This is a genomic window from Pseudoalteromonas fenneropenaei (genome assembly GCF_042643375.1).
Classification (GTDB): domain Bacteria; phylum Pseudomonadota; class Gammaproteobacteria; order Enterobacterales; family Alteromonadaceae; genus Pseudoalteromonas; species Pseudoalteromonas fenneropenaei.
Genome location: NZ_JBHRSD010000012.1, coordinates 20,260 through 33,332, shown reverse-complemented (window position 1 = coordinate 33,332; position 13,073 = coordinate 20,260). Strand labels below are relative to the sequence as shown.

Genomic DNA, 13,073 nt, shown 5'->3' with positions numbered 1-13,073 from the left:
GGTGGCCGTACAGTAGGTGCTGGTGTTGTAGCATCAATCATCGCTTAATAACTTAGTTATTAAAAGATGAGAAAAAGGTCGCTTAGGCGGCCTTTTTCATTTTTGTCGGTTTGAGTTTTGTTGTTGTAGTGTTAGTAAAATAGCCTCAATGAGCGAATTGCTGACGCTGATGAATCCTTTACTAGTTCAAAAAATTTAACGTGTGAACTCGGTAATTAATATGATAAGTATCTAAGCTAATGTAAAACATGACATCTTCATGCTTTCGTCTGCTGTTTGGTCATTTTGATTAACCAATTATGGCTCCGCTTTTTAGCTAACCCACCAAAATGTGGAGGATAACATCGTGCGGTAGTCATTGTGTCTGCTTTCTCACCGATAGGCTTGTTAAAATGCAATTTTTCTTCATGAACGTCAATTTTGATCAGATTAACGAAGTAGATTATTGGATTGGTAAAAGAAATTTTGCCCCAATTTTTTATGGGCAATCAACAATTAGGCAAATACTAGAAGATGATGGTCACAATCTAAAACCACTAGCCCTTAAAGATGCCAAGTCATTTTTAGAAACAATGACTGATAAAAGAGATTGTTTAATAGTTTCTATTGGCAATGAATACATATACTTCTTCAGCCAAAATGGAGACTTGGTTGAGTTAGAAGATTATAAAGGTGAAATTGTTAAGGGGTGTGTGATAGAAATAGTAAAAAAGGTAAAAATCAAAGATACCCCGTTAATTCTTGCTAGTATCAAAGCTAACAGATATTTATCTAGCGGTACGTTCAAACCTCTATCACTGGATAAAAATTTTGGAAACATAAAAGCAATTGAGTATGTTTTATCTCAATAAAGAATTAAGATCAGTAATTTCACTTTCTATTTGTTATGCTTATCTTCGCTTGAATTTGAAACTCTTGTTGCAAAAATATTTGAAGAACTCGGTTGTTTTGTTCCTGCATATAAAGGGGGGTTTATAAGAAATTATGATTTATTTGTTAAGAATACCAAAGAAACAGCAATATCCAAGGAAGGAATAATATTGAATCCAGCTGAGGTTAAGTCAATTCAAATAAAACTAAATCTTGAAACGTCACACATCAATCAAATAACTGACTATTTCTTCGCTATTAAAAGCAGCCAAGAACAAGCTAATATATTTAGTTCTTCTAAAATCGAATCACTCCTAGAGTTTTTACCTATTACAAAATCCTGGTTGGAGCAAACCCTATTCTGGGTTCAAAAAACATAATAATTTGGGGGCGCGTCATTGCACTGTGCATGATGTAGATGCTCATTGTCCGCTATTGGCACTGAGTTGCGATTGGTTTAAGTTGTTGATGGACTATAGAATTGCAATAAAACTAACCAGCAAGCTAAAAAAGGTGCTCGACCATTTAGCCGAGCACCTAGTGCACTAACACAGGATTTATAAAATGGGGCAAAGTTTTACCCCAAAATCCGCCGTTACTTGCCTGCCAATTCCGCACGTACAATTGCGGCGCCTGCGCGTAGGGCATTGAGTTTGCCTCTGGCTACGTCGCGCGCAAGGGGCGCCATGCCGCAGTTGGTGCAGGGGTAGAGTTTGTCGGCGTCAACATATTGCAGTGCTTTACGTAGTGTTGCGGCGACTTCTTCAGGGGTTTCTATGCTATTGCTGGCGACATCAATGGCGCCCACCATGACTTTTTTTCCGCGCACCAATTCTAGTAGCTCAACCGGCACATGTGAGTTGTGACATTCGAGCGAAATAATATCAATATTGGATTGCAGAAGTTTTGGGAACACCGCTTCATATTGGCGCCATTCGGAGCCTAGAGTTTTTTTCCAATCTGTGTTGGCTTGAATGCCATAGCCGTAGCAAATATGCACTGCGGTTTCACATTTTAGCCCTTCAATGGCGCGCTCTAAACAGGCGATGCCCCAATCATTGACGTCGTCAAAAAACACGTTAAATGCTGGTTCGTCAAACTGGATAATATCGACCCCAGCCGCTTCTAGCTCTTTGGCTTCTTGGTTGAGGATTTTGGCAAATTCCCACGCCAGCTTTTCGCGGCTGTGATAATAGTCATCATAAAGCGTGTCTATCATTGTCATGGGGCCAGGTAGCGCCCATTTGATTGGCTGCGTGGTTTGCTGGCGTAAAAACTTCGCGTCTTCAACAAATACCGATTTTACCCGCTCGACGGGGCCGACAACCGTTGGTACGCTGGCATCGTAACGGTTACGAATGCGCACGGTTTTGCGGTTTTCAAAATCAACGCCGCTTAAATGCTCAATAAACGTGGTGACAAAATGCTGACGAGTTTGCTCGCCGTCACTGACAATATCTATGCCTGCCGCTTGCTGTTCTTGTAACGAGATCCGTAGCGCATCGTGTTTGCCGTCCAGCAGTTCTGCGCCTTGTAATTTCCATGGCGACCAAAGCTTTTCAGGCTCGGCAAGCCAAGCCGGTTTAGGCAAGCTGCCTGCCGTTGAAGTAGGTAAAAGCGTTTTCATTATATTCTCTATCCCCATGGATTATAAAGCGAAATTGGCAGACCACTGCGCAAGCAAAGTTTGATAAGGTTTAATAAAATGCGCTTCGGCAAGTTGACCTTGTTTAATGGCTAACTTGCTGCGCTCTTCGCGGTCGTAAACAATCTGCGTTAACGAATGGTCGGCATTCTTCAAGTTAGGTTGATAGACCTTGCCCGCTACCGCATTGGCGTTATAAATCTCTGGGCGGTAAATTTTCTGGAAGGTTTCCATGGTGCTAATGGTGCTAATAAGCTCCAGATTGGTGTAATCATTTAGTAAGTCACCAAAGAAATAGAAAGCCAACGGCGCCACGCTGTGCGGCGGCATAAAATAGCGCACCTGTAAGCCCATTTTTTTGAAGTATTGCTCCGTTAACGACGATTCATTGGGCTGATATTCATACCCGAGCACTGGGTGCTGGTTTTCCGTTCTATGATAGGTTTTGTTGTCTGACACGCTTAAGCAGATCACTGGTGGCTTACTAAAGTGCGCTTTGTAAGTTTCTGAATTAACAAAATACTGGAACAATTTGCCGTGTAAATCGCCAAAGTTGTCAGGAATGCTAAATTTAGCCTGATCTTTATTGTGCTCAAGTAGCAGCACGCTGAAATCATAGTCGCGAACATAAGAAGAAAAGTTATTGCCAACAATGCCTTCGATCCGTTCATTGGTGTTGCGGTCAATGATATTGGTCTTTAACACTTCAATAGATGGAAACGCTTGACCGCTCCCTGCAATATCTAAATCAACCGAGATAATTTCCAGCTCCACCGCGTAGCGGTCGCCCTTAGGGTTGTCCCAATGGGCTAAGGCATTAAAGCGGTTGTCGATCATTTTTAACGCATTACGTAAGTTTTGCTGACGGCTCTCGCCACGGGCCAAATTAGCAAAGTTGGTGGTGATACGTGTGCTATCAGAGGGATGATAGTTTTCGTCAAGAACTATACGTTTAATGCTGAAAGTAAAGTCGTTACTCATGGTGTGCTGGTATCCCATATTCGCTGCTGAGTTGCTTTCTGCCTCGCCTTTACCGGGTAAAAAGTGTGCCTTGGGTTTGCCAAATTACAGACCAAACCTTGGCGGTAAAGTGCCGAGCGTTTCTAGATGAGGGATTTATACGCGCTTAGCGACATGAATAAAAACGGTATTATTTCACTACTAAGATGAATCTGGCTCATGATTTGGAAGCGCTGAAGAGGCAAAGTAGAGGATGCTTTGCTGGCTAAAGGTGAAAATATCGCATCACGGAGTTTGGATGTTGAGGTGTCTAGACGTCTTTTGCTGCTGGTTGTCTTTATTTCATCTAAAACATGAGGATTATTCACGCTTTAGGTGCGGTAAAAGTGCCAATCAGCGGGAGAGATATTGTTATACTCGCGGCCGATATAATCTGCTGGAATTCACCGTTAACGCACCTTGTTTAGGGCGTTGTGATGCTAAATCCGGTTGGATAATATTTATTTTTCAAAAACATAAAAACGAATTAAAAGTAATAACCTGAAGGGATAAAGTGCATGAGTGAAGTGCTGTGGTTGATGTTAGCCTGCGCGCTACTAGGTAGTGGCGTCGGCTTTTTAGCTGGGTTGTTAGGGATTGGCGGCGGGCTGGTGATAGTGCCTGTACTAAGCAGCATTTTACTGTACTTTGCTGTGCTTCCTGCCGAGCAAGTGGTATTGGTCGCAATTGCCACCTCATTAGCTTCGATTTTATTCACCTCAACATCATCAGCCTTGGCTCATCATAAAAATGGTAATGTGCCATGGGATTTAGCACCTTGGGTAATGAGCGGTGTTGCCTTAGGTGCACTGATCAGCGGTTTTTTGGCGGCGCTATTACCAGAGCAAGTGGTACGTTTGGTATTTGCCGTGAGTGTGTTGTTGATTGCGGTAAAAATGTTTACCAGTAGCAAAAATAGCGCAGCCGCTGCGCGCAATTTGCCAAATAAAGGCGTGCTGACGTTTTTCACTACCTTAACCGGTGGCTTGTCAGCCATGATAGGTATTGGCGGTGGTGCGGTGCTGGTGCCGCTTTTAACGTTTTTCTCGCTGGATATGAAAAAGGCCATCGGCTGTGCGTCTGCATGCGGGATAGTCATCGCGCTATTTGGCTCGATTGGTTATATCAGCTCTGGCAGCAGTTATTTTGCGATTCAAGATGGCTTTGCTGGGTTTGTTTATTTGCCAGCTTTAATCGGCATTGTTTGCACCTCATGGTTTACTGCACCTTTAGGGGCTAAGGCCACGCATCATTTACCGGTTGCCACCATTAAAAAAATCTTCGCGGTATTGCTTATGCTGACTGCGGCAAAGATGATCTTTGCATAACGACATTGACGGTAACCATACCTTAAAGCGTGTTTGCTCGCGTATGATGTTGCACAGGTTTAATTTATCAAACGACTAAGCTGACCATAATGAGCATGGATACCCAATTTAACCTTTTTGGCTTAGCCTTAACGGGCAATATTTTAGCTGCTTTTCTGCCAGCCTTGTTGGCGTTAATCGCCATTACATTTGGCAAGCAAAAGGCAGCTTTGCTGCTCACAGGCGCCGCGTGTGTTATTGCGCTTAGGGTGGGAGTGCTCAATCCTATTGCACTGGTGGGGTTGGCTTGCTTATTTGGCTTGAGTTATGGTTTTGCGCACTGCCAGCACAATGGCGGCAAAATGGCCTTGGGGCTAGCGCTGTTTGTTGTGGTGGTGGCGCTGTTAGTTCATGCTTTGCCTGGCTTTAACAACCCGCTCGTTACTGAGGCAGTATTGATTAATGATAATGCTGTGCCTTATGCAAAGCATCTGAATTTCGACAAGTTAATGGTTGCCATTGCGCTGATGTGTTTTGTCATGCCAAGCCGCCTGAGTGCAACCGTAAAAGATTGGCAACGTATTGGGCTTGTCAGCTTAGCGACGCTACTGATAGGTTTTGGTGCTGGGCTGACAAGCGGCTTAGTCAATTTTGCGCCAAAATGGAGCGAGTATTTTGTTGGCTGGGCGCTGATCAATCTGTTTGTGACTTGTTTTGCCGAAGAGGCGTTCTTTCGTGGTTTTATTCAAACTCAAATAGCTAAGGTGACGCAGCACTTACGCTTTAGTCGCTATTATCCGCTGTTGTTTTCAGGTTTGTTATTTGGGTTAGCACATTTTCCAGCAGGTTTTGCCTATACCGGTATCGCTACGTTACTGGGATTGGCCTGCGCCTATGGCTATCAAAAAAGCCACAATCTGCTGGTGCCAATTGGTATCCATTTTGGCTTTAACCTCATCCATTTTTGCTTTTTTACTTATCCGTTTATCGCACGCTGAGCTTCCCCAGTTTTGGAGCGTGTGGTGATCATGGCGGACAGCGACAGCTTAGATGCTGCGCATTTGCAACTTGAGCTCACAACCCATAGTGATGACTTACCGTTAATGAATTTAGAGGCGGCGGAAAAGCTTATCATCCTTAAAGCTATTAAGCATTTTGATCACAATATTCTGGCGGCGGCAGAGTTTTTAGGGTTGAGTAAGTCAGCCATGTATCGGCGCATGGAAAAGTTTGCTAGCTTAGACGTAGCGAAACTAGGGCTTAAAAGCCTCAGCCTTTCAGCCCTGCTTAGGTTTGTGAGCTTAGAACACCGCACAGACCTCGTCGGCTTTACAGCCAATCACAGTCACATTTTGATAGCCAATCCGCAGCAGCTGTTCGGCGGCAAAAGTGGCGCGGCTACCTGCGGCGCAGTGAATGTAAATCGGGCGCTCAGCATTGGCTTCGATAGCTGGGAGTTTAAACTCCAATACGCCGCGTGGCACATTGAGCGCGCCTTGCGCCGCTTTGGCCTGATGCTCTTCGGGTTCTCGAACATCAAGCAACAGGCCGTTATTTTCACTGATTTCCTGCTTGGCTTGTTGTGCGGTGATGCAACGCACGTCAGCACGAATGGTTTGTAAAACTTCCTGCACTGGTTTAAGCATTATTCTTCCTCTACACCTAATTTTTTTAAAATGGTGATCATGGGGCACCACTTAGTGAATGCCGATTGAATAAGGTTAGCAGCAATAAACACGGTAAACCAAACCCAATTAGGGTGAACATACAGGGTGAGATACAGTGACAGTAACACCATTACCCCGGCAATGAGTCTTAAGAAGGCATGCAGTTTCATAATCAACCTCGAGTGAAAAAAGAGCAGTCCAACTTAGTATATTAGTATTTTCTAAATTAGCAATTGCTAATATTAGTTATTTCTAATATATTGCTTATACTATGAACAAACTGACCCAGAGAGCATGATGATGGACTTACAGGCGATGGCGCATAACGCAGAACAAGCTGAGGCTTTATTAAAGCTCATGGCGAACAAAAGCCGCTTAATGATTTTATGCCGCTTGCAACAGGGCGAGGTGAGCGTAAGCGAGTTAAATGACTCTATCCCCTTGGCGCAATCTGCGTTATCACAGCATTTGGCCAGTTTGCGTAATGCCGGAATTGTCAGCACTCGGCGTGAAGGGCAAGTGATCTATTATCGCGTGGTCGATGAGCGCGTTGCAGTGATCTTAAAGAGCTTATACGAGGTATTCTGTCAGCAAGGGGATATCAATGAGCGTGGTTGAACAAGCAATTAGACAAAGTTTATCGGGTAAGTTTCCAATTTTTGTGTTTGTGTTGTCGCTGCTGTTAGGTGCGATGGCGCTCAACTTTACCCCGCGAGAAGAAGAGCCGCAAATTGTGGTGCCGATGCTCGATATTTTGGTCGCCGCGCCAAATACCGCCGCCCCCGAAGTGGCGCGTTTAGTCACGACTCCCTTAGAAAAACTTTTGATGCAGATCCCCGGAGTCGAACATGTGTATTCGACTACTCAAACCGGAGGTACTGTGGTCACGCTGCGGTTTTTCGTCGGTGAAGACCGTGAGCAGGCTATCCTGAACACTTATTCTAAGTTGTACGCCAATCAACACACTATGGCGGCGGTGATAAGCCAGTGGCAGATCCGCCCAGTTGAAGTCGACGATGTGCCGATCCTAATGTTGGGCCTTTACAGTAAAGCATCGGAACGTTATGACGACTATGACCTGACGCGCTTTGCCCAAGAAATTTCTTCGCAACTCCAGCAAATTCCTAACACCAGTGAGGTGACGGTAATCCCAGGCCGTGTGAGGCAATTGCAAGTACATTTACGCGCTACCGCTCTTGCTGCGCACCAAACCACTCCGTTGGACGTATTAAGCGCGTTACAGCGTTCAAACCAGTTGCAAACAGTCGGCAATGTTGTGGCTGGCAATCAGCAAGTTAGTGTTGAAGCGGGCGATGTGCTGCGAGATAAAGCTCAACTCGAGCAATTGGTCGTCAATGTGATCAATGGCCAAGCTGTGTATTTGCAGGATGTTGCTGAGGTATTCGATGGTCCAGCGGAACCCACCCATTATCAATGGTTGGCACCACATGCAGATGAACAGTCATTGCCTATGGTGACACTCAGTGTCGCGAAGCAGCGTGGTAGTAATGCCGTTGCGGTGGCAGAGCAAAGCTTGGCACTTATGGCGCAGTTACAAAAGTCGCTACTGCCTCCTGAAGTTGCGGTTAAGGTGCTGCGTAATTATGGTCAAACCGCAGATGAAAAGGTTAACGATCTCACCTCAAGCCTTGCCTTTGCGGTGTTTACTGTGGTGATTTTTGTTGGGGTTTTCCTCGGCTGGCGCCCCGCGATTGTCGTTGGGTTGGCGGTACCAATTTGCTACGGCATTACCTTAGCGCTGGATTTTGCTTTTGGTTATACCATTAACCGCGTGACCTTGTTTGCGCTGATCTTGTCGTTAGGCTTATTGGTCGATGACCCTATCACTGGCATTGATAACATCAGCCGCCATTTACTCAGCCCCAGCAAGGATAAAGACAGCGCGATTGTGAACGCCATCAGCGAAGTGAAAATGCCGCTGGTCATGTCAACTTTGACCATCATTATGGCGTTTATGCCACTGGCTTACATTACTGGCATGATGGGGCCATATATGGCACCGATGGCGTTTAACGTGCCGGTTAGTGTCTTGGTCTCCACCATAGTGGCGTTTTTTGTCACCCCTTGGCTGGCCAAAAAGTTGCTCACTCAGCCAAGTGTGAGCGGTGAGTTGCACGATGTGCATGCGATACCGAAGAGCCTGTATAGCAAACTGATGGCGCCACTGCTTGCTGATAAGCGCAAGGCAAAATGGCTACTCTGGGGTGTGTTAGGGCTATTTATCGCAAGTGTGAGCTTGCCGCTGTTTCGTGCCGTGCCGTTGAAATTGTTGCCGTTTGACAATAAAAATGAAGTGCAAGTGCTGATTGATATGCCAGAAGGCAGCAGTCTTGAACAGACCGCGCGTTTAACCAAGCAAGTGCAGCAGCAAGTCTGGCAACTCAACGAAGTTACTGCCGTGGCGGGTTATGTCGGAAAGCCATCAAGCATGGATTTTAATGGTATGGTGCGCGGTTATTATCGCCGCGAAGCCAGTCATTTTGGGGAGTTGCGGGTATTGCTCAAGGACAAACAAGAGCGTGCGCATCAATCTCATGCCGTAGTACTGCGGTTACGCGCTGCATTGCAAAAGTTTAACCAAGCTGGGGTGATGGTCAAAGTGGTGGAAGTGCCGCCCGGTCCACCGGTGTTGAGTACTTTGGTGGCGGAAGTTTACGCTGATGCGTTTGTTTCTGCGTCTACTCATCAGCGAGCCGCGCAAATTTTAGCGGCACGCTTAAGTGCTGAGCCGCATGTGGTTGAAGTGGATACCTCACTGACTGCCAGCGCGCCGCTAGAGCGGTTTGTAACCGATAAAAACAAAGCGGCCTTATCTGGTATTGCCACCCAAGATATCAATCAAACCTTAGCTATTGCCAGTGGTGGGCAAGTTGCAGGGTTACTTTATGTAGCGCAAGAAGCAGAGCCATTAGCGATTAAGCTGCAGCTGCCATATGCGCAGCGTAATGAATGGCAGAATTTGCTCGCACTGCAAATTCGTGGTCACCAAGATTTAGTAAAACAAGGGGATGACTTTGGTTTGCGCTCAGCTGCAAGGCCGTTGGTGGCGCTCTCAGAATTAGGTACGTTGACTTCTTTACAGGTTGAACCGCCAATCTTACGCAAAGATCTGCAAGAAGTGATTTATGTCACCGCAGAGCTTAATGGCCGCACCCCAGCAGAAGTGATTGCCGATGTGGTTGCTGATGAGCATAAGGGCGCAGAGCCGCCGTTAGCGCACTCGGTAAGTCATTGGCAAAACCGTAATTACCTAAATAGTGGTGGCGGGCTCAATTGGCAGTTGCCAGCGGGCACCCATTATCGTTTTGGTGGCGAAGGGGAGTGGCGTATCACAGTGGATGTGTTTCGCGATATGGGCATCGCCTTTGCCTTTGCGTTAACTGCTATTTTTGTGATTTTGCGTTTCCAAACGGCATCGAGCAGTGTGTCACTGATCATTATGTCGGCTATTCCTTTGACTATGATAGGCATTATGCCGGGGTTTTGGCTGTTGAATCAGTTTGGTGAACGGGAAATCGCTGGTGCCCCTGAGCCCATCTTGTTTACCGCCACCGCTATGATAGGGATGATAGCTCTAGCGGGTATTGTGGTGCGTAATTCATTAATTTTGATTGATTTTATCAATCAAGCGCGGGCGCAAGGGGTTGCGCTCAAAGCGGCACTATTACAAGCCGGTAGTGTACGAATGCGGCCAGTGCTGCTCACCGCAGGTACAACTTTGCTCGGTAATTTGGTGATTATTCTCGACCCGGTGTTTAGTGGTCTCGCGCTGGCGATTATTTTTGGCATTATCGCCTCGACGGTATTTTCATTATTGGTGGTACCTCTCGTTTACTTCTTGGTTTTTTCCGACGAGACACCAGCACATGCAGGAGAAACAACATGCGTTTAACAAAGCAGTTTTGGCTGTCATTGGCTGCCATTGGTGGCTTGCTGGTGTCCGTCGCTTGGATGGCGGGGCTGTTTAGTAGCAAAGTGGCGCCAGGCAATAAAGCGCCCACTACAGCTTATTTAGGCGAAACGTTACGAGTGACAACAAGTTTGTTGACGCTGAGTGAACGTGCCCCAGGTAGTGTGGTGGCAAAAGAGAACACCATTATTGCCAGTCGCTTATTGGCACAGCTCAAAACCTTAACGGTACGGGCTGGCGATAAAGTGACGCAAGGGCAACGCTTGGCAAGCCTAGATGATGCAGATTTAACCGCGCAAGTCGCGCAAGTGCAAGCTGAGCAAGATGCCAATAATGCACAGTTGCAGCAGGCGCAAAAGCAGTTGGAAAGAGCCCAAGCTTTGTTACAACAAGGCTTAGTGGCAATTAACCAAGTGGATGAATGGCGTGCCAAAGTCGATGAGTTACTCGCACGGCGTAACGCTTTACAGCAGCAACTGACGGCTGCGCAAGTGGCACTGGGTTATGCCACAATCCACGCGCCTTTTAGTGGCACTGTGGTCGAGCGTTTGGTTGAACCGGGCACTATAGTTGCACCCGGCACGGCGCTGTTATCGCTCTACAACCCCGCGCAATTACAAGTGCAAGCCGCCGTGCGTGAGCAGCAGGCCGCGCATTTGCAAGTGGGTGATAGCCTGACGATTTATGTCCCTGCGGCCAAGCTCACTCAGCAGGCAACCATTAGTGAAGTAGTGCCTGTGGCAGACAGTAATGCGCGCAGTTTTTTAGTCAAACTCGATATGGGATTGTTACCTGGGGTTATCCCCGGCATGTTTGCTGAGCTGGAGTATCCGTTAGAGCAGCGTCCGGCGATTATGATCCCCGCAGCGCTAGTGCAGCAATATGGTCAACTCGACATGGTGCAAGTGGTTGAAAATGGTCAACTTAGTCGTCGCTATGTGCGCCTTGGGCGCAGCCTTGGTGCAGAGGTTGAAGTGCTAAGTGGGCTTAACGTGGGAGATACGTTGGCGGCACTGTAGCCGCCAGCTTAAATCACAAAAATGTCGCTATCTCATCGAGAGATTTCTTCACCAGCGCATGCTCTGGCACAGTGGCGGTTTCGCTCGGATAACCGGCAATGATAAGCATAAATGGCCGCTCATTGTCGGCATCACGACCACAAATTTCAGTCAAAAAGGACATCGGCTTGGGTGTGTGAGTCAAGGTAGCTAAACCCGCGTTATGCAGCGCTTGGATCAAAAATCCGGTGGCAATGCCTACCGACTCATGCACGTAATAATTGGTTTGCTTGTCTTCAATGTGAATACCACCTTTCTTTTGGCTAAAAATCGCGATTAACCATGGCGCATGCTCAAGGTAGGGCTTGTCTGAATCCGTACCGAGAGGTTTTAAGGCATTGAGCCACTCATCCCCAGCGCGACCTTCATAAAATGAGCGTTCAAGGTCTTCCGCCGCTTCACGGATGCGCTTTTTAACATCCTGACTATGTATTGCCACAAAGTGCCAAGGCTGGTGGTTGGCACCACTTGGCGCGGCACCTGCGGTTTTTAGACAAGCCGCGATGATCTCCCGCGGCACCGCTCGGTCGCTAAAACTACGAATCGAATGACGACGTTGGCTGTTGGCAAGAAACGCCTCGGCGCGCTGTAACATTTCATCCTGTGGGTATTCAATAAAATCCTGTAATGGAACATGAGCATGGTCTTGCATTGGGTTATTCCTTGGTTGTTGTGTTTAATGGAACTATCTTCAAAAAAGTTGCTTTATATTTACGGTATTGTTAATTGTTCCTGTTTTGCCATCATATAATGGTCGCAGCAATTTGCAAACGTCAGCTACGCATAATGTTTTGCTGTAAAACTAGGTTTCCTCTTAGAGTGTTACTTTAGCTTAATGAATACAGCACGTTGAGATTTAAACTGAATATAGAGTGTGCTAACGTCCGGTAAAATTTCTTTTTAAGTATCACTATGTACACACATTACTGGCAGGACGGCACGAAAATAGGCCTTAACTTAGGGAAGATTGTTTGTGTTGGTCGAAACTATGCGGATCACGCCAAAGAGTTAGATAATCCGGTTCCTGAGCAGCCGCTGCTGTTTATGAAACCAAAAACGGCGGCAGTCAATTTGGCGGCCAAGTTATCTTTACCTGCGTATTTGGGAGCACACCATTACGAGGCGGAACTTGCGTTGTTAGTTGGCGAGACAATTACCCGTAATACCGTGGCGCCATTACATTGTATCCATGGTGTGGGTCTGGCGTTAGATCTGACGCTGCGTGACGTTCAGGCTGCGCTTAAAGCCCAAGGTTATCCGTGGGAGCGCGCTAAAGCCTATGATAAAAGCTGCCCATTAACGCCTTTTACAAAAACGAAATTAGATGAACATAGCCAGTTCGAGTTTAAATTTTGGCAAAATGATGAGCTTAAGCAACAGGGTGATACGAGCTTGATGTTGTTTTCATTTACCCGTCTATTAACTGAAATCAGCCGCTGCTTTACTTTAGAGCCGGGTGATGTGGTGTTAACGGGCACACCTAAAGGTGTTGGGGTATTGCGTCACGATGATAAGCTGGCGTTACAGCTTGGTGAAGGCGCCGTCCTCACCACCCAACTCAGTATCGACTAAACCCTCTGGGGTGAAAATCCAAGG

13 protein-coding genes and 1 pseudogene are annotated in these 13,073 nt (G+C 46.6%); 9 read left to right on the top strand and 5 right to left on the bottom strand.

Annotated elements, in window-relative coordinates; translation table 11 throughout:
* The first annotated feature begins 392 nt into the window (after positions 1-392).
* Complete coding sequence (locus ACFOEE_RS08080) at positions 393-851, top strand: hypothetical protein (protein WP_377123011.1); 459 nt, start codon at positions 393-395, stop codon at positions 849-851.
* 30 nt (positions 852-881) lie between these two features.
* Entirely contained in the window at positions 882-1,250 is a 369-nt protein-coding gene (locus ACFOEE_RS08075) for a hypothetical protein (protein ID WP_377123009.1), read from the top strand.
* A gap of 215 nt (positions 1,251-1,465) precedes the next feature.
* Here the strand turns inward: ACFOEE_RS08075 and ACFOEE_RS08070 are convergent, their stop codons facing one another.
* Together ACFOEE_RS08070 and ACFOEE_RS08065 are read right to left on the bottom strand one after the other, a co-directional pair.
* Positions 1,466-2,497 (bottom strand): methionine synthase, encoded by a 1,032-nt coding sequence (locus ACFOEE_RS08070; protein ID WP_377123007.1) that lies wholly within the window; start codon positions 2,495-2,497, stop codon positions 1,466-1,468.
* A 21-nt stretch (positions 2,498-2,518) separates the two neighbouring features.
* Positions 2,519-3,496, bottom strand: coding sequence for a DUF1852 domain-containing protein (locus tag ACFOEE_RS08065; protein WP_377123015.1), 978 nt, complete (start codon positions 3,494-3,496; stop codon positions 2,519-2,521).
* A gap of 536 nt (positions 3,497-4,032) precedes the next feature.
* Here ACFOEE_RS08065 and ACFOEE_RS08060 point away from each other — a divergent pair.
* The 3 genes and pseudogenes from ACFOEE_RS08060 to ACFOEE_RS08050 all read left to right on the top strand — a co-directional run.
* A complete protein-coding gene (locus tag ACFOEE_RS08060) occupies positions 4,033-4,842 on the top strand; it encodes a sulfite exporter TauE/SafE family protein (RefSeq protein WP_377123005.1) in 810 nt (269 codons plus the stop codon).
* A gap of 89 nt (positions 4,843-4,931) precedes the next feature.
* Positions 4,932-5,819 (top strand): CPBP family intramembrane glutamic endopeptidase, encoded by an 888-nt coding sequence (locus ACFOEE_RS08055; RefSeq protein WP_377123003.1) that lies wholly within the window; start codon positions 4,932-4,934, stop codon positions 5,817-5,819.
* Positions 5,820-5,849: 30 nt separating this feature from the next.
* Positions 5,850-6,041, top strand: a pseudogene (locus tag ACFOEE_RS08050) (helix-turn-helix domain-containing protein); the annotation flags it as partial.
* Positions 6,042-6,122: 81 nt separating this feature from the next.
* Here the strand turns inward: ACFOEE_RS08050 and ACFOEE_RS08045 are convergent.
* Together ACFOEE_RS08045 and ACFOEE_RS08040 are read right to left on the bottom strand one after the other, a co-directional pair.
* Positions 6,123-6,467 carry a rhodanese-like domain-containing protein gene (locus ACFOEE_RS08045; protein ID WP_377123001.1) on the bottom strand — a complete coding sequence of 115 codons (345 nt, stop codon included), beginning with the start codon at positions 6,465-6,467 and terminating at the stop codon, positions 6,123-6,125.
* Positions 6,467-6,658: a YgaP family membrane protein gene (locus ACFOEE_RS08040; RefSeq protein WP_377122999.1), complete on the bottom strand. Its 192-nt coding sequence runs from the start codon at positions 6,656-6,658 to the stop codon at positions 6,467-6,469. The genes ACFOEE_RS08045 and ACFOEE_RS08040 overlap by 1 nt, the downstream gene beginning before the upstream one ends.
* Positions 6,659-6,788: 130 nt before the next feature.
* Between ACFOEE_RS08040 and ACFOEE_RS08035 the strand changes: the two genes are divergently transcribed.
* From ACFOEE_RS08035 to ACFOEE_RS08025, 3 genes are read left to right on the top strand one after another with little or no spacing between them, the layout of a single operon-like run.
* Entirely contained in the window at positions 6,789-7,106 is a 318-nt protein-coding gene (locus ACFOEE_RS08035) for an ArsR/SmtB family transcription factor (RefSeq protein WP_377123013.1), read from the top strand.
* Entirely contained in the window at positions 7,093-10,401 is a 3,309-nt protein-coding gene (locus tag ACFOEE_RS08030) for an efflux RND transporter permease subunit (RefSeq protein WP_377122997.1), read from the top strand. Before ACFOEE_RS08035 ends, ACFOEE_RS08030 begins: the two co-directional genes overlap by 14 nt.
* Positions 10,392-11,438 carry an efflux RND transporter periplasmic adaptor subunit gene (locus ACFOEE_RS08025; RefSeq protein ID WP_377122995.1) on the top strand — a complete coding sequence of 349 codons (1,047 nt, stop codon included), beginning with the start codon at positions 10,392-10,394 and terminating at the stop codon, positions 11,436-11,438. Before ACFOEE_RS08030 ends, ACFOEE_RS08025 begins: the two co-directional genes overlap by 10 nt.
* Positions 11,439-11,451: 13 nt before the next feature.
* On the opposite strand, the gene ACFOEE_RS08020 is transcribed toward ACFOEE_RS08025, so the two are convergent.
* Complete coding sequence (locus ACFOEE_RS08020; protein WP_377122993.1) at positions 11,452-12,129, bottom strand: nitroreductase family protein; 678 nt, start codon at positions 12,127-12,129, stop codon at positions 11,452-11,454.
* Positions 12,130-12,389: 260 nt separating this feature from the next.
* Between ACFOEE_RS08020 and ACFOEE_RS08015 the strand changes: the two genes are divergently transcribed.
* Positions 12,390-13,049: a fumarylacetoacetate hydrolase family protein gene (locus ACFOEE_RS08015; protein ID WP_377122991.1), complete on the top strand. Its 660-nt coding sequence runs from the start codon at positions 12,390-12,392 to the stop codon at positions 13,047-13,049.
* The last annotated feature ends 24 nt before the right edge of the window (positions 13,050-13,073 follow it).